The following is a 15,987-nucleotide window of genomic DNA, read 5'->3' on the forward strand; positions in this document are numbered from 1 at the left end:
GCGCCCCCGATGTTCGTCAGGCCATAGCCCACGGGACCGCTTGCCGCGGCAAGGTTGATCGCAAGGCCCGCGGTCGTGAAGCTGGCGGTGCCTGCGTTCGTGATCGCACTGGTCGCCGTGAAGGCGGCGGTCACGGCGACATGTGCCACCGCGCCAAAGGCAACCGACAGGCCATCCCCGCCGCCGAGGTCGGCCACCGTGTCGGTCCCGGCCGCAATCACAAAGCTGTCGTTGCCCGCGCCCCCGACCAGAACGTCATTGCCAAGGCCGCCGTTCAGACTGTCATTGCCGGCGCCGCCGACCAGCGTGTCGGCCCCCGCGCCCCCGATCAGGGTATCGGCCAGGCCCGAGCCGGTCAGCGTCGTCGCAGCCCCGCTGTTGGTCACCATGTAGCCGTTCGGTCCGCTTGCGGCACTCAGGTTCACGGCATGGCCCTCGGTGGTCAGCGTCACACTGCCGGCGTTCAGGGTGGCACCGCCGGCCGACCAGACCGTCCCGACCGTGGCCACCACGCTGGCACCAGAGGCGACGGTCAGCACATCCTGTCCGCCAAGATCGGTGACGGTGTCGGTGCCGCTGCCGATCACGAAGGTATCCGTGCCCGCACCTCCGGTGAGGCTGTCATTGCCAGCCCCCCCGTCCAGCCTGTCGTTGCCGCCGCCGCCCGCCAGCGTGTCATTGGACGTGCCGCCGATCAGCGTATCGGCCAGGTTTGAGCCCGTCAGGCTGGTGGCCGCGCCGGTGTTGGTCACGCTGTAGCCCAGGGTGCCCGCCGCGGCCGACAGGTTCACCGCATAGCCCGCCGTGGTCAGCATGGCCAGGCCGGCATTGCTGGTGGCGGACGTGGCCGTCCAGGCCGCCGCCAAGGCGGCGTTCCCCGTGGCGCCCGCGGCCACGGTCAGCACATCGCTGCCGCCAAGGTCGGTGACCGTGTCGGTTCCCGCCAACACCAGGAAGCTGTCGTTGCCCGCCCCGCCCGCCAGACTGTCGTTGCCCGACCCCCCGTCGAGCGTATCGGCGCCGTCACCGCCAAACAGCGCGTCCGACCCGGCCTCGCCCGAAAGCCGGTCGGCGCCGTCGTTGCCCCACAGCGAGTCGTTGCCGCTGCCAGCCCAGACAGTGTCATTGCCCGCACCGCCATCAATCAGATTGGCCCCCGCCAGCGCGCCGCCAACCACATCATCGATGAAATCGTTTCCGTCACCGCCATGCACCGTGTCATCGCCCGCCCCGAACAGCAAAGTGTCGTTGCCAGCCCCGCCCTCCAGACTGTCATTGCCAGCCCCCCCCGAAAGGCTGTCATTGCCGTCTCCGCCATAAAGCGTGTCATTGCCGTCAAGCCCAGACAGCGTGTCATTCCCGGCCAGACCATGGACCTGATCATCCAGCCCCGTGCCCGTCCAAGTGTTGTTGGTGCCGTCCAGAAGGGTTCCCGTGAATGCTGAAGCGCTGACATCACCATCCGCAAATCGGAAATTTTCGACGTTCGATACAGTATCCGTCCCACCATTCGCCGACGTCACAGTGAAGGTACCGGTTGCCTCGTTGTAGGTCACTGACACATCAGCGCGGTTCTGGTCATAGACCGCATAGTCCACGCCATCGCCACCGTTGATCGTGTCATTGCCGCCACCGCCGGTGATCGTGTCATTGCCCGCACCGCCATCCAGCACGTTTGCCGCGGAGTTACCTGTCAAATGGTTGTCGAGCGCGTTGCCCGTTCCATTGATTGCGTTCGATCCCGTCAGGGTCAGGTTCTCGACATTGTCGACCAGTGTGAAGGTGATCGACGATTGCACAAGGTCGGTGCCTTCGCCCGTCATCTCGGTGATCACATCGCCAGCGGCGTCGACGACATAGGTGTCGTCGCCGGCGCCACCTATCATCGTGTCGTTGCCCGCACCGCCATCCAGCACGTTGTTGCCGGAGTTACCCGTCAATTGGTTGTCGAGCGCATTGCCCGTCCCATTGATCGCAGATGACCCCGTCAGCGTCAGGTTCTCGACGTTGTCCGTCAGTGTGTAGCTGATCGACGCGACAACACGGTCATTACCTTCACCAGCAGCTTCGATCACCACATCGCCATTGCTATCGACGACAAGGACATCATCACCCAAGCCGCCAATCATCGTGTCACTGCCATCGCCGCCGATCAGAATGTCATTCCCGGCCCCGCCATCCAGTACGTTGTTTCCCGTGTTGCCGATCAGTTGATTGTTCAGCCCGTTGCCGGTTCCATTGATCCCATCGGACCCTTGCAGGTTCAGGTTCTCGACGTTGTCGGTCAATGCGTAGCTGATCCAAGCATTGACATAGTCATTGCCTTCATCCGCCGCCTCGATCACCACGTCGCCTGCGCTGTCGACGGTGTAGTTGTCGTTCCCCGCACCGCCGTGCATCGTGTCATCGCCACCATTGCCGTCGATGACGTCGTTGCCGTCAAGGCCGAAAATCTCATCAACGCCCGAAGTGCCAAGAAGCGCGTCGCCGCCATTCGTCCCGGTGATCGTGTTCACGGCGGGCGGCGGCGGAGGGGTCGTCCCGGAGCCATAGACCACATAGGCCGCGCCGATGTCGTAGCCGCTGCCTGAATTGCCATAAGAATTATTGATATCGTAGCTGTTAAACCGCGCGCCGATAATGATATCGTCGAAGCCGTCGCCGTTGACATCTCCCGCCGCAGAAACACTGAAGCCTGCTTCGGAGTCGTTGGTGCCGTACAGGGGGATGCCTTGATCGGGGCTCAGCTGGCTCAGATCAAGTAGGCCGCGCGTGCCTCCGTCAACCCCGAAGACGATGTAAGCTGCACCGGTATTTCCATATACGCCGATGGCACCCACCAACAGGTCACCAATGCCGTCGCCGTTGAAGTCGCCCGCCGAAGAGACGCTGATGCCAGCTTGGGCCCAATCCTGACCGCCGACGATGACAAAGCCATCGGCCGGAAGCATGTTCAAGCCTACTTCAGCAACGTGGCTACCCGCTGGTCCCATAAGGGCCGTATTGCCGTACAAAACGTAGACCATACCGCCGTGATCGCCGTACCCGCCCATATCTTTGTTGCTGAGAGTGATGTCATCTATGCCATCGCCGTTGATATCACCTACAAATGCAACTTTGCGCCCGCTGTTCTCGTACGGTACCGTCGCTGTAATCAACGCACTGGCCACAAAATTTTGGGAGTTCAGCAGCAGTGCGCCTCCGGCATGAACGTAAGCCGCTGACAGGTAGGGGATACCAATAAGCAAATCAGGGTGGCCATCATGGTTGAAGTCCCCGCCGCCTGCGACGCTGACCCCAAGCTGCGCCGCCCCAAAGGCAGCGCCGGAAATCGCCGCGCCCTGATCGTTAGCCAATGCGCTAAGATTGATCACGCCATTCGACGCATTCGTCACAGCGAGGCCAGAGACCACATAGGCCGCACCCTGGTAGCCTTGTACGGTGGGAATCCCGATGATCAAATCATCGTAGCCGTCGCCATTCAGGTCACCGGCATTCGACACACTTATCCAGCTATCGGTAGCGTTGACTGCCGCCGCTTCAATGTGGACCCCTTGGGCCGCGGTCATCGTCGTGACATCGACACCGCCAACCGGCTGAGACGCCGCACCAAACACCACATAAGCGCTGGCTCCCAAGCCATTGCCCTCAAATGGAACGCCCACGATCACATCAGCAAAGCCGTCGCCGTTGACGTCACCCGCAGCAGAAACAGTGTACCCGAAATATGCATTGCCTGTACCAGAGATTTTGAAGCCGTCTGACGGGGCAAGGTTGTTAAGATCGATATCGGCCCGCGTGGTCGAAGTCGTGCCATAGACCACATAGGCCGTCCCCATAGACCCGACGATTACATCAGCGATGTTGTCACCATTCACGTCGCCGGCCGAGTGGACGCTGATGCCGGCATAGCTAAAGGCATTTTCCCCGAAGATCGTGAAGCCTTGATCCGAAGTCAGGTTGCCGAGTTGATAGGTCATTCACGCCTCTTGTGCCTTGCGTGCCAAAGGATCCCCACCCGTGCGGCGCACCGCAGAGTCAAGCAAACCCCCAGCCCTGGTTCATATGTGATCCTGCTACGGATCTATGGACGGCGACTTCGCAAACCCCACCGAAGATCGGCAATGCGTCAACAGAAGTCGTTCAAATCCATCAAGCCAGACTTTCGCTCTGCCGTCCACTTGTGTGGCACAAGTGGATAACCATGAGAAATATGTAAGATACTGATATAGTTAACTATTTATGTTAGTCGGAGATGAAGTGTATTCAAAGAGCTTGACATGACGCTTTAATCCGGCCGCCATGAAATTGCAAATAAGGGGGCCAAGAATATACGGTTGTACCATTTTATAAACTTTCGTTTATCGTGAAATACTTTCGCAAAACCCTGTCTTTTCCTTGGGTGTCGCGCCATTCGTCCAATTCAATGCAAGGCAAAGATTGACAACTTAATTCGTGCAGGCGTAGTGCAAAATACACCCTTCCGGAAAGCGCGCCATGACATCCGAAGTCCCTGCCGACCAAACGCCCGCCTTCGCGCTGACCACGTCACGCGGGTTCATGTCTTGGTTGTCAGTGGTGGGCGGGTCGCTGGCGTTCACGACCTATCAGGGTGGCAAGGTGTTCTTCCTTGGGGCCAAGCCCGATGGATCGCTGGCCGTCTTCGACCGCTCGTTCCCGCGCTGCATGGGCCTTGCGGTGTCGCAGGATGCCCGCTCGCTGTATCTTGCGACGGAAATCCAGCTTTACCGTTTCGACAATCTTCTTCCGGCCGGGTCCGTCGATGGGGACACGGACGCCCTCTACGCCCCGCACCAGACCTGGATCACCGGCGACATCGACATCCATGATGTGGGCCTGGACGCGCAGGGTCAGCCGGTCTTTGCCAACACCTTGTTCAACTGCCTTGCCACAACGGCCGAAGGTCACAGCTTTCGCCCCCTGTGGCAGCCGCCGTTCATCCGAAAGTTGGCGCCAGAGGATTGCTGCCACCTCAACGGCCTCGCGATGGAGGGTGGCACACCGCGCTATGTGACCTGTGTGTCGCGATCGGATGTCGCGGATGGCTGGCGCGACCGCCGACGCGACGGCGGGGTGGTGGTCGAGGTGGCCTCGGGCAAGGTCGTGGCCGCGGGCCTGTCGATGCCGCATTCGCCCAGGCTGCATGACGGCAAGCTGTGGCTTTTGAACTCGGGCAGCGGCGAATTCGGCTGGATCGAGGATGGCCAGTTTCGCCCCGTCACCTTCTGCCCCGGCTATGCCCGGGGTTTGACCTTTGCCGGCCCCTACGCCGTGGTGGGCCTGTCCCGCGCCCGCGAGAACCGCACCTTTGGCGGACTGGCCCTGGAAGAGGCTTTGCGCGCGCATGACGTCGATGCCCGCACCGGCCTTCTGGTCATCGACACGCGCAGTGGCGCGGTCGTCGAATGGGTCCGCATCGAGGGGGTGATTGACGAACTGTTCGACGTCGCCTTCCTGCCCGGCATCCGCAACCCCAAGGCCATCGGCCTGAAAGGCACCGAAATCAACCGCATGATCTCGGTGGCTCCGCAGCTGCCCAAGGCTGCGGCACATCCCGCCTTGGCCTGAATGACCGGCGGCAGGCATTGCCCGCCCGCTGACAGGATGATCACCAAGGTTCTGGCCCGCGCTTGCGGCGGACGAAGGCAGACAGGTCTTGGAGTTGCCGATCACAGGTGACGCGGCGAAACGGACCGCCTGCTTTCGCCGCATCCTGGCCCGGATGGGTCGCAATTGGTCTGGACAACTGCGGGCCGCTGGGTACTTCTGCACCTCGACTGGTTCCAATCAGGCCAAGCCTGATGGAGTAATAGGGAACACGGTAGGGATGACCCAACAGGGGCCTGATCCGTGGCTGCCCCCGCAACTGTAAGCGGCGACGATCTGTCCGACATGCCACTGGGAAACCGGGAAGGCCGGACAAGTCGATAGACCCGCGAGCCAGGAGACCTGCCCGTCATCGTGCCAATGGCCGCAAAGCCATGCCAGGGCTCTGGCGTGGCGCATCGGTCTTTACCCGACACGGAGGGTGTCCGGGAGAAAGTGGAAGATGATGCTGAACCGGATCTTCGCGTCCGCCCCGCCCCAGTTGAAACGCAAGGTCATCTTGGTGATGGGCTTTCTGCTGGCCTTCAACGCGGTGGCCTGGCTTTGGGCCTTCGTGGCCTTTCGGGATTATCCGCTGCTGCTGGGCACGGCGCTTTTGGCCTACAGCTTCGGCCTGCGCCATGCCGTCGATGCCGACCACATTGCCGCCGTCGACAACATCACCCGCAAGTTGATGCAAGAAGGCAAGCGGCCCGTCGCGGTCGGCCTGTTCTTCTCGCTTGGCCATTCCACCATTGTCGTGCTGATGTCACTGGTCGTCGCCCTGACGGCCCATATGCTGCAGGGTCAGGGGTTCGAGGCCTACCGGGCGATAGGTGGGGTGGCCTCCACCATGATCTCGGCCTTCTTCCTGTTCACCCTCGCCGGTGCAAACCTCTTCATCCTGATCAACACCTGGCGCAGCTTTCAGAAAGTCAAAGGCGGCGGCACGCTGGCAGAAGACGACCTCGACCTGCTGCTGTCCGGTGGCGGCCTGATGGCGCGGATCTTTCGTCGTCTGTTCCGGCTGATCGAGCGGGATTGGCACATCTATCTGCTGGGCCTGCTGTTCGGCCTGGGCTTTGACACCGCGACTGAGGTCAGCCTGCTGGGCATCTCGGCCGCCGGTGTTGCGGGCGGCCTTTCGCCGTGGTCGATCATGGTCTTTCCGACGCTGTTCTGCGCCGGCATGGCCCTGATTGACACCTCGGATGGCATTCTGATGCTGGGGGCCTATGGCTGGGCCTTCCAGAAGCCGATCCGCAAACTTTACTACAACCTGACCATCACGGCGCTGTCGGTGATGGTGGCCGTTCTTGTTGGCGGGATCGAGACTTTGGGCCTGGTGCAGGACAAGCTTGGACTGGCGGGCACCTTCTGGGATGGCGTCGGGGCATTGAACGACAGCTTCGGCTTGTTGGGCTATGGCATCATCGGTCTGTTCATTCTGGGCTGGGTCGCCTCGTTGGCGCTGTACAAACTGCGCGGCTATGACGAGGTCTGATCGCCCCGCATCTTATCCGGCACCCAGCAGAACCGCTGTCTGATAGGTCACAAAGGCCCCCAGATAGGCCAGCGCCAACATGTAGAAGAAGGTCACCCACATCCAGGTCCAGCCCCCGGTCTCGCGCCGGATCACCGCAAGGGTCGAGGCGCACTGCGGGGCGAAGATGTACCAGACCAGAAACGACAGGGCAGTCGCAAGGCTCCAGCTGTGGGCCAGCGTCTGGCCGATCAGACCGCCATCGCCCTGAATGGCGTAGACGGTGCCAAGCGATGATACGGCAACCTCACGGGCGGCCATGCCGGGCACAAGCGCGATGCTGATCTGCCAGTTGAACCCGATCGGGGCCAGAACCGGCTGGATGACATGACCGATCATCGCGGCGAAGCTGTACAGGATGCCGGGCTCGGTCGCGACCAGGGGGGCGCGGGGAAACGTGGCCAGAAGCCAGATCAGAACCGTCATGCTGAAAATCGTGGTCCCGGCGCGTTTGAGAAAGATCTGCGCCCGGGTGGCCAGCCCCAGCAGCACGCCTCGGGCCTGCGGCATCTTGTAATCTGGCAGTTCCAGCATGAACGGCGGCGCGGGCTGGTTGCGCCAGAACAGAAGCTTGGCCAGCGCCGACACGCCCAGCGCCGCCCCGATGCCTGCCGCATAAAGGCCGAACATCACCAGCCCTTGCAGGTTGAAGACACCCGCCACCTGACGCGACGGGATGAAGGCCGCGATGATCAGGGTATAAACCGGGATGCGCGCCGAACAGGTGATCAACGGCGCCACCAGAATGGTGGTCAGCCGGTCGCGGCGGTTGTCGATCACCCGCGCCGCCATGATGCCGGGAATGGCGCAGGCGAAGCTGGACAACAGCGGGATGAAGGCCCGGCCATGCAGCCCTGCCCCGCCCATGATCCGATCCATCAGAAAGGCAGCGCGCGCCATGTAGCCCAGATCCTCCAGCAACAGGATGAACAGGAACAGGATCAGGATCTGCGGCAGAAAAATCAGCACCCCGCCCACGCCCGAGATCACGCCATCGCGCAGGAAGCTTTGCAGCAGGCCCTCGGGCAGCACCTGGCCAACGATCAAGCCCATGTGGTCAAATATGAACGAGATCCCGTCCATCAGCGGCTTGGCCCAGCTGAACACCGCCTGAAACATCAGGAACATCAGCCCCAGCAGGATCACCAGCCCAGCCACCGGGTGCAACAGGACCTGATCGATCCGGTTGGTCAGCGTATCGGGCTTTGCCGGCTCTTTCACGGCCGCAGCGATCAAAGCGTCCGCCGCGCGATGGCCCTGCCGCAGATCGCCGGCGGTCGGCGGAGCCCAACGGTTCGTGCCGGCGGGTTCAATGCCCTGTGTCACGGCGGCATCGAGTGCCTGCCACAGGGCATCAAGACCGCCTCGGCGGACGGCGGTGGCAGCCACCACCGGAATCCCAAGGCCAGTCGACATTTTGGCCAGATCAATCTCGATGCCCCGATGCCGCGCGATATCGATCATGTTCAGGATCAGGATCATCGGCCGCCCGACCTTGCGCAACTCCATCACCAGCCGCAGGCCTGACCGCGGCGAGGTCGCATCGGCCACCACCAGCAACATATCCGGCACGGGCTCACGCGCATGGGTGCCCAGCACGACATCGCGCGTCACTTCCTCGTCGGGGCTGCGGGCTCGCAGGGAATAGGTGCCGGGCAGGTCCACGATCTGCAGCATCCGCCCTTCGGGCGTGCGGGCCAGGCCGGATTTGCGTTCAACGGTGACACCGGCATAGTTGCCAACCTTCTGGCGGCTGCCGGTCAGCGCGTTGAAGACCGCAGTCTTGCCGCAGTTCGGTGCGCCCACAATGGCAAAGCGCAGCTCTTGGGTCGCGATAAGATCGGCCATGACGGTATTCCTTTGGTATTGATCAGGCGACCTGAATGGCCATCGCTTCGCGCCGGCGCAGTGCCACGGTGGCCCCGTTCACCCGCACAGCGATGGGGTCGCGGCCAAACAGGCCCTCGTGGAGGATTTGCACCTGCGCCCCCTCGACAAACCCCAACTCGATCAGACGCCGCTCCATTTCGGCGGGCGACAGGCTGGATGCCGGATCACTGACCACGATGGCCATGACCTGCCCTGCAAACCCCTTGGCCGCCATTCCAAGGCAAAACGGCGCGTCTGGGGCAGGAAAGGACATGGCGGCAGGTTCCTGAGGCCGAATTGCCCGGGCGCGGCGCGGTAGGTCCCGCCGACGTGCCCTTGTAGCCCTCGGAAAGCAAAACAGTCAAGATATATGGCCGCGTAAAATCATTGACCATTCCGCCGCTGCGGTCAAAAGCCCGTCAGGTCATCCGCCAGATCCGGTCGCACAACCACCTTCGCCCAAGTGCTGCGGCAGTCCGCACTTTCCCCATTCCTGCGTGCGGATGCAGGATGTCGTGGCTGCCCTTTGCATCCGCAATCGGCCAGCCGTGGCCTCATCGCCCCGATCCATCCCGATCACGTGCCGGGCTTGTTGGTGGCCCGCGTCAGCAGCGTCACGATCGGCGTGTCGTAATAGGTGAAGCCCGTGCCATTGGCCCGCCGCCCCCTCATCTTGACCGGCAGGCCCAAGGCTGCCTCGGCCGCGTCTGCATCTGGAACCTCGAAACCCAGATGGAACACGCCCTCGCCCTTTTCATCCAGATGCTGGCGCTGCGGGCTGGGGTTGTGGTCGGGTTGGCAAAGTTGCAGCTGGATGCTGGGCAGGTTGCAGATGCGGTACTGCATGGCAGTGAAGCCTTCGCGGCTTGGCACCTGCAAATCGACATATTCCGACAGCGGGGGATAGGCGACCCAGGGGCCGATGCCGATGCTTTCATAATATGCCTGACTTTTGTCGATGTCATGGACGACGATGCAAACGTGATGCAGCTTGTCGAAGATCATGGCCTACTCCCTGACCGGAACCGTGTAATTCAGGATGCGCCGCCCGCCGTCAGGATAGATCGTCTCACCGGTGATATAGGATGCATCGTCCGAGGCGAGGAAGGCCACCACGGCGGCGATCTCTTCCGGCTCTCCCAAGCGGCCCAAGGGGGTGCGGGCAAGGATGGCGTGCATGCCGGCCCGTTCCGTGAAGGCGCCCTTGATGATCTCGGTTGCAATCGTCCCGGGGCCCACACCGCACACCCGGATGCCATGCGGCGCAAAGGCCACGGCGGCGGTGGAGGTCACCTGGTTCATCCCGCCCTTGGAAATCGCATAGGTCGCGACACTCGGGTTGGCGAGGCCAGAGTTGATCGAGGACATGTTGATGATCACCCCGCCCTGCCCTTGCGCGATCATCGCCCGTGCGGCGGCTTGGGTCCCAAGGAAAGCGCCCTTGAGGTTGACGCCGATCACCCGGTCGAAGCTTTCGGATGAGACGTCGAGGAAGTCCATCACCGGGGCGATGCCGGCGTTGTTCACCATGACGTCGATCCGGCCATAGGCTGCCACCGCAGCGGCGATCAGGGCATCGACCTGCGCCTTGTCCGACACGTCGGTGACGACGGCCAAGGCACCGGTCTGGGCCGCCGTTGCCGCCAGCTTTTCGGCGTTGATGTCGGCGATGACCACCTTGGCGCCTTCCGTCAGGAACCGCTCGGCGGTGGCCCGGCCGATGCCCTGCGCGCCCCCCGTGATGACGACAACTTTCCCGGTAAAGCGCATGGATATTTCCTTCAATAGACGATGGATTCGGTCAGCGCTTGGCCTGACCGAATGCGATGATAGCCCAAAGGCGACAGGTCCAGCGAGGTATAGCCCCCATGAGTCAGAAGTTCCGCCACGCCGCGCCCCGCTGCGGGCGCGTGCATGACGCCGTGGCCGGAAAAGCCGGTGGCAAGGATCAGGTTGGCAATCTCGTCATGGCGTCCGATGACGGCGTTGTGGTCCAGCGCGTTGACCTCGTAATGCCCGGCCCAGGACCGCTCCAGTCGCAGGCTCTCCATCGCGGGCAGACGGGCGGCAAGCGCGGGCCAATAGATGTCTTCCAGAAGGTGGTGATGCGGCTCGAAATCCCCTGTCGCGTCAGGGTCTTGGTCGGCCGGGGGCTGGATGCCGCCGATATACCCCGCACCTTCCGGTCTGATCCAGATGCCGGAGGTGTCAAACAACATCGGGAAGTTCGGCGCCGTCAGCGGCGCGCGGAAGTTGAAGACCGTCCGCTTGCGCGGTGAAACCGCCAGCGGCTGATCCAGCCTTGCCATCAATCCCCCCGAGGCCGCGCCCGCCGCCAGCACGCAGGTGTCGCAAGCCAAGCTCTGATCGCCGATCCGCACCGCCGTGATGCGGTCGGCAGTCACATCGAACCCGGTCACCTCGGCGTCAACATAGGTCACCCCCGCCGCCCGCGCCGCAGTCTTGACCAGGGACAGCAGGGACCACGCGTCAAACCAACCCTCGCCCGTCGCACCGAAAGTGCCGACACCGACACCATTCAGCGCCATGTAGGGGAAGCGGGCGGCGACCTCATCCGGCGTCAGGGCGAGAATATCCGCACCCTCGGCCCGCTGCATCGCGGCGGCGGCCCGGCGGGCGGCGACAGTCTCTGGCCCGCCCAGGATCAGATAGCCCTTCTCGCGGTAGCCGATATCGGCACCGGCCCCAAACACCTGCGACAGGCGGCGGAAAAGGTCGATGGCGTAAAGGCTCATCCGGATGTTGACCGGCGTGCCGAACTGGGTGCGGATCGCCGCCGCCGACAACGCGGTGGAGCACAAACGATAGCTCGGGTCCTTTTCCACCACGGTGATGGCCCCGGCAAACCCCTCACGGCGCAGCGACCATGCGACGAAACTGCCGATGATCGCGCCGCCGATGATCACAACCGGGCTCATCGGATGACGAAGGGATTGGCTATCACGCCGCCGGTGTCGATCCAGACCGTCTTGGTCTGCAGATATTCGCCCATCGCCTCCTGGCCGCTTTCCCGCCCGATTCCGCTGCGCTTCATGCCACCGAAGGGCGCCATATAGCTGACCGCCCGGTAGGAATTGACCCAGACCGTCCCCGCCTCCAAGGCTGCACTGCCCCGCAAGGCGCGTCCCATGTCCGAGGTCCAAAGCCCTGCGGCAAGACCATAGGGGCTGTCGTTGGCGATGGCGTAGGCCTCCTCCTCGTCCTCGAAGGGGATGATCGACAGGACCGGGCCGAAAACCTCTTCCCGGGCGATGCGCATCTGGTTGTGCACACCGGTGAAGATCGTCGGCTCCACGAACCAGCCCTCCCCCATCCCATCGGGAGACTTGCCGCCAAGGGCGGTTTCGGCCCCTTCGGCGCGGGCGATGTCCAGATAGGACAGCACCTTGGCGCGTTGTGCGCGGGTGGTGATCGGGCCGACTTGCGTCGTCATCTCGGCCGGGTTGCCCATCCGCGCCGTGGCGGCCAGCTTCACCACGCCGTCCACCACCTGATCATGCACCGACCGCTGCACCAGAAGCCGCGAGCCTGCGATGCAGGTCTGCCCCGACGCTGCGAAAATCCCCGAGACCGCGCCGTTCACCGCATTCTCGATTTTTGCATCGGCAAAGACGATATTGGCCGACTTTCCGCCCAATTCCAGCGTGACGGTCTTCAACCCCTCTGCCGCCGCGCGATAGACCGCGATGCCGCCCGGCTCGCCGCCCGTGAAGGCGATCTTGGCCACATCCGGATGACGCACCAAGGGCACGCCCACCTCGTGCGGCATGCCCGTCACGGTATTGACAACGCCCGCGGGAAAACCCGCCTGTTCGAAAAGCTTGACGAACTCCAGACACGAGGCCGAGGTGTGTTCGGACGGCTTGATCACCACCGTGTTGCCCGCCGCCAGCAAAGGAGCAAGTTTCCACGTCAGCAGCATCAGGGGCGAGTTCCACGGCACGATGGCCGCCACCACGCCCAAGGGTTCGCGCCGCGTGAAAGCGAACATACCGGGCTTGTCGATGGGCAGAACCGCGCCCTCGATCTTGTCAGCCAGCCCGCCGAAATAGCGGAACCATTCCGGGATATAGCGCAGCTGCGCCCCCATCTCGGCAATCAGCTTGCCGTTGTCGCGCGTCTCCAATGCGGCCAACCGGTCCGCGTTGGCTGCGATCAGATCGGCCAACCTGACCAGCAGCTTGCCGCGTGCCGTGGCCGTCAGCCCCGCCCAAGCGGGCGCGCGGAAGGCGGCCTTGGCTGCGGCGACAGCAGCGTCCACCTCTGCCGCGCCGTCGGCGGGGATCAACGCCCAAGGCTTGCCGGTGTAGGGATCAAAGCTTTCGAAGACCGCACGCGCCGCCTGCACCTTGCCGCCAACCGTGTTGAAAAACCGCTCCATGCCGCCCCCTAGCAGGTGCCAAGGCCAAGATGGGCCCTGAACCGGTTCTTGATGAAGACCGCATCCCGCGGCGGCAACGAACGCGGCAGGTTTTCCGCCTTGATCTTCAGCACGTAAAGCCGTGGCCCCAAGGCAGGCTGACGCAGGCGGTCTGTCAGGGCCACAACCTCTGCCAGGTCCCGCAATTCGGCCGTCTCGGCAAACCCAGAGGCCGCAGCGACCTTGTCCAAGGCAATGCCCTGCCCGGTGTGACTGGCCTGCATCCCCGTCTCGCCATAATGCTGGTTGTCCAGCACGATGATGTCGAGGTTCACGGGCCGGGCCACGGCAATCGTGGCCAGCGCACCGTAGGCCATCAGCATCTCGCCATCGCCGGTGATCACCATGACGCGCCGTCCGGGTTGCGCCTGCGCCAACCCCAAGCCCGTCAAGGCCGCCCCCCCCATCGCGCCCCACAGATAGTAATTGTCATCGCGATCCCCCGCCGCATGGACGTCATAGGACGGAGAGCCCAACCCCGTCACCACCAAAGCCCCCTCTCGCGCCGCCAGAAGCTGCGCCACCGCCTCGCGCCGATCCATCACCATTTCTTCTTCCCCAAAAGCCGCTGCCCGATCAGGACGGCAATCTGCTGATCGCCGTCAAAGGCCATGCCCGCCGCCTGCGCGACCGTCTCGACCAGATCGGCCCCGGTTTCAGCGCGCAAGACCGTGATGCCGATGGCGCGCAAACTCGCCTCAACCGCCTGCCCCATTGGCACCTGCCAGGGATTGAACTCGCCCCATTCGCCGCGCATCGTCACCAGCATCAGCAAGGGCGTCCGGCTTTGCACCGGCAAGGACAGCATGTTGATGCAGTTCCCCACCCCCGAGGATTGCATCAAGAGAACCGACCTTTGCCCACCAAGCCATGCCCCGCAGGCGATGGCCACGCCCTCTTCCTCGGTGGTCAGCACGTTGCAGCGCACGTCCGGGTCTGCCCCAAACAACCGGATCAGCGTCGAATGGCCGGCGTCGGGGACATAAGCCATCTGCGCGATCCGCGCCGCCTTCAGCACATCATACAAGGCCTCTGGACAATCCGTCGCCAAATCCCGCGCCATCAGGTCAGTCATCCACGCCTCCTTGTTTCGCCCGACCATAGCCTTGCCGGAATGCGATCACATCGACCCTTTTGCGTGAACAGCTATAGCGGTATTGTATGGCATGGAGCTGTCCCAACTGCGCACCCTGATCCATGTCGCCGAACTTGGCAGCCTGTCCAAGGCCGCCGACCGGCTGCACATCGCCCAACCTGCCCTGTCGCGGCAAATCCGGCTTCTGGAAGCCGAACTTGGGGTCCGACTGTTTGACCGCCATGGTCGGGGAATGGGCGTTACCGATCAGGGGCGGGACGTGCTGCGCCATGCCCTGCGGGTCATGGCCGAACTTGACGAGATTCGGGCGACGGTCGCAGACGAGGATGCCCCCTTGCGCGGCCATGTCTCGATCGGCATGCCGCCCACGGTGGCGGATATCCTGTCAGAACCGCTGGTATCGGCCTTCCGCGCGGCCCATCCTGATGCGACCCTCCGCATTGTCAGCGCCTATTCCGGCTATCTGCTGGACTGGATGCACCGCGGCGAAATCGACGCGTCGATCCTGTATGATCCCAAATCCGCCCGCACCTTGCGCGTTCACCCCCTGCTGGACGAGGTTCTGTTTCTGATCGGCCCCCCCGGCGCGGGCCTGTCTCTGGACCATCCGGTGGATTTCGCGGCCTTGCAGGGGCAACGCCTTTTGTTGCCCAGTCCGGGGCATGGCCTGCGCACCATTGTGGAAAGCTGCGCGGCCGAGCGCGGCTTTACCCTCTCGGTTCCGGTCGAGGCTGACAGTTATGCGACGCTGAAAGATCTGGTCCGTGCCGGACATGGCCAGACGATCCTGCCCCTTGCCCCGATCCACCGGGACCTTGCGGCGGGCGACCTGTGCGCCGCCCCCCTGCACCATCCCATCCCGATGCGGCGCCTGATCCTGTCCTACCCGACAGACCGCCCGATCCCCCGCCTTGCCCGCTTTGCCGGACAGATCATCGCCCAGAACGTCAACGAAATGGTGCGCATCGGCCTCTGGCCCGGCCGTCTGCCGCAGCCCGATCCGATCGCACCCTAGCGGATCTCGCTGCCCGTCTTTGTTGGCAGGGCACAAAGCTGCGATTGACGACCAAGACCCATCAGACAAGCGGTTTGATCTTGCGCCCTTGCTGGCCTGGATTTCTCATCAGGACCGGGCTCAGCCATGGGGACCGGGGCTCAGGCTTGGGCCAAAGTCTGGGCGATCTGCTTTTTGCGGGGTGCTGCGGCTGGCGTGGCCTTGGACCGGACCGCGTTATTCCCGGTCTGCAGTATGTCGCGGCGGTGGATCAGGCGGCCACGGCCTGCGGGGGTCATCTTGGCGGTGCCAAGGCGCTCAGCCAAGGTGAGGACCAAGATCGCGGCCGCGGGGCATCCCCGATTCGCAGGCATGGTTAACATCGCGCCGTCTTGCCGCGCGTAGAGACACAAGCAAGACAGAAGAAAGACAGGAAA

The 15,987-nt window shown here is 63.3% G+C and carries 13 protein-coding genes and 1 riboswitch; of the genes, 3 read left to right on the forward strand and 10 right to left on the reverse strand.

Going from position 1 to position 15,987, the window contains the following annotated elements:
• A partial coding sequence (locus AC1Y2B_RS18845) for a beta strand repeat-containing protein (protein WP_482254663.1) occupies window positions 1-3,980 on the reverse strand: 3,980 nt, incomplete at its 3' end.
• Window positions 3,981-4,497: 517 nt separating this feature from the next.
• Between AC1Y2B_RS18845 and AC1Y2B_RS18850 the strand changes: the two genes are divergently transcribed.
• Window positions 4,498-5,589, forward strand: coding sequence for a TIGR03032 family protein (locus AC1Y2B_RS18850; protein WP_482254664.1), 1,092 nt, complete (start codon window positions 4,498-4,500; stop codon window positions 5,587-5,589).
• Window positions 5,590-5,782: 193 nt separating this feature from the next.
• Window positions 5,783-5,992: riboswitch (cobalamin riboswitch) on the forward strand.
• A 78-nt stretch (window positions 5,993-6,070) separates the two neighbouring features.
• The gene (locus AC1Y2B_RS18855) at window positions 6,071-7,111 is read left to right on the forward strand and encodes a HoxN/HupN/NixA family nickel/cobalt transporter (protein ID WP_482254665.1); all 1,041 of its coding nucleotides are present in this window, start codon (window positions 6,071-6,073) and stop codon (window positions 7,109-7,111) included.
• A gap of 12 nt (window positions 7,112-7,123) precedes the next feature.
• On the opposite strand, the gene feoB is transcribed toward AC1Y2B_RS18855, so the two are convergent.
• The 8 genes from feoB to AC1Y2B_RS18895 form a co-directional block, all read right to left on the reverse strand.
• On the reverse strand, window positions 7,124-8,998 hold the full coding sequence (feoB, locus tag AC1Y2B_RS18860; protein ID WP_482254666.1) for a ferrous iron transporter B: 1,875 nt from the start codon (window positions 8,996-8,998) through the stop codon (window positions 7,124-7,126).
• A 22-nt stretch (window positions 8,999-9,020) separates the two neighbouring features.
• A complete protein-coding gene (locus tag AC1Y2B_RS18865; RefSeq protein ID WP_482254667.1) occupies window positions 9,021-9,293 on the reverse strand; it encodes a FeoA family protein in 273 nt (90 codons plus the stop codon).
• A gap of 302 nt (window positions 9,294-9,595) precedes the next feature.
• Window positions 9,596-10,024 (reverse strand): VOC family protein, encoded by a 429-nt coding sequence (locus AC1Y2B_RS18870; RefSeq protein WP_482254668.1) that lies wholly within the window; start codon window positions 10,022-10,024, stop codon window positions 9,596-9,598.
• A gap of 3 nt (window positions 10,025-10,027) precedes the next feature.
• Entirely contained in the window at window positions 10,028-10,789 is a 762-nt protein-coding gene (locus AC1Y2B_RS18875; protein WP_482254669.1) for an SDR family NAD(P)-dependent oxidoreductase, read from the reverse strand.
• An 11-nt stretch (window positions 10,790-10,800) separates the two neighbouring features.
• Window positions 10,801-11,958, reverse strand: a complete 1,158-nt coding sequence (locus tag AC1Y2B_RS18880; protein WP_482254670.1) for an NAD(P)/FAD-dependent oxidoreductase — start codon at window positions 11,956-11,958, stop codon at window positions 10,801-10,803.
• Complete coding sequence (locus AC1Y2B_RS18885; protein WP_482254671.1) at window positions 11,955-13,421, reverse strand: aldehyde dehydrogenase; 1,467 nt, start codon at window positions 13,419-13,421, stop codon at window positions 11,955-11,957. Before AC1Y2B_RS18885 ends, AC1Y2B_RS18880 begins: the two co-directional genes overlap by 4 nt.
• A gap of 8 nt (window positions 13,422-13,429) precedes the next feature.
• Window positions 13,430-14,002 (reverse strand): thiamine pyrophosphate-dependent enzyme, encoded by a 573-nt coding sequence (locus AC1Y2B_RS18890; RefSeq protein ID WP_482254672.1) that lies wholly within the window; start codon window positions 14,000-14,002, stop codon window positions 13,430-13,432.
• The gene (locus AC1Y2B_RS18895; protein ID WP_482254673.1) at window positions 14,002-14,535 is read right to left on the reverse strand and encodes a hypothetical protein; all 534 of its coding nucleotides are present in this window, start codon (window positions 14,533-14,535) and stop codon (window positions 14,002-14,004) included. Before AC1Y2B_RS18895 ends, AC1Y2B_RS18890 begins: the two co-directional genes overlap by 1 nt.
• A gap of 91 nt (window positions 14,536-14,626) precedes the next feature.
• Here AC1Y2B_RS18895 and AC1Y2B_RS18900 point away from each other — a divergent pair, with 91 nt between their 5' ends.
• Complete coding sequence (locus AC1Y2B_RS18900; protein ID WP_482254674.1) at window positions 14,627-15,571, forward strand: LysR family transcriptional regulator; 945 nt, start codon at window positions 14,627-14,629, stop codon at window positions 15,569-15,571.
• 140 nt (window positions 15,572-15,711) lie between these two features.
• Here the strand turns inward: AC1Y2B_RS18900 and AC1Y2B_RS18905 are convergent, their stop codons facing one another.
• Window positions 15,712-15,876 carry a hypothetical protein gene (locus AC1Y2B_RS18905; protein WP_482254675.1) on the reverse strand — a complete coding sequence of 55 codons (165 nt, stop codon included), beginning with the start codon at window positions 15,874-15,876 and terminating at the stop codon, window positions 15,712-15,714.
• Window positions 15,877-15,987 lie beyond the last annotated feature (111 nt).

The sequence above is a fragment of the Stagnihabitans sp. genome (genome assembly GCF_964946895.1).

What these genes read in the sequence shown, in the direction of transcription:
- AC1Y2B_RS18870 (WP_482254668.1), bottom strand. Translation starts at nt 10,024, where the DNA reads ATGATCTTCGACAAGCTGCATCACGTTTGCATCGTCGTCCATGACATC.
- AC1Y2B_RS18880 (WP_482254670.1), bottom strand. Translation starts at nt 11,958, where the DNA reads ATGAGCCCGGTTGTGATCATCGGCGGCGCGATCATCGGCAGTTTCGTC.
- AC1Y2B_RS18895 (WP_482254673.1), bottom strand. Translation starts at nt 14,535, where the DNA reads ATGACTGACCTGATGGCGCGGGATTTGGCGACGGATTGTCCAGAGGCC.
- AC1Y2B_RS18850 (WP_482254664.1), top strand. Translation starts at nt 4,498, where the DNA reads ATGACATCCGAAGTCCCTGCCGACCAAACGCCCGCCTTCGCGCTGACC.
- AC1Y2B_RS18875 (WP_482254669.1), bottom strand. Translation starts at nt 10,789, where the DNA reads ATGCGCTTTACCGGGAAAGTTGTCGTCATCACGGGGGGCGCGCAGGGC.
- AC1Y2B_RS18855 (WP_482254665.1), top strand. Translation starts at nt 6,071, where the DNA reads ATGATGCTGAACCGGATCTTCGCGTCCGCCCCGCCCCAGTTGAAACGC.
- AC1Y2B_RS18890 (WP_482254672.1), bottom strand. Translation starts at nt 14,002, where the DNA reads ATGGATCGGCGCGAGGCGGTGGCGCAGCTTCTGGCGGCGCGAGAGGGG.
- AC1Y2B_RS18885 (WP_482254671.1), bottom strand. Translation starts at nt 13,421, where the DNA reads ATGGAGCGGTTTTTCAACACGGTTGGCGGCAAGGTGCAGGCGGCGCGT.
- feoB (WP_482254666.1), bottom strand. Translation starts at nt 8,998, where the DNA reads ATGGCCGATCTTATCGCGACCCAAGAGCTGCGCTTTGCCATTGTGGGC.
- AC1Y2B_RS18900 (WP_482254674.1), top strand. Translation starts at nt 14,627, where the DNA reads ATGGAGCTGTCCCAACTGCGCACCCTGATCCATGTCGCCGAACTTGGC.
- AC1Y2B_RS18865 (WP_482254667.1), bottom strand. Translation starts at nt 9,293, where the DNA reads ATGTCCTTTCCTGCCCCAGACGCGCCGTTTTGCCTTGGAATGGCGGCC.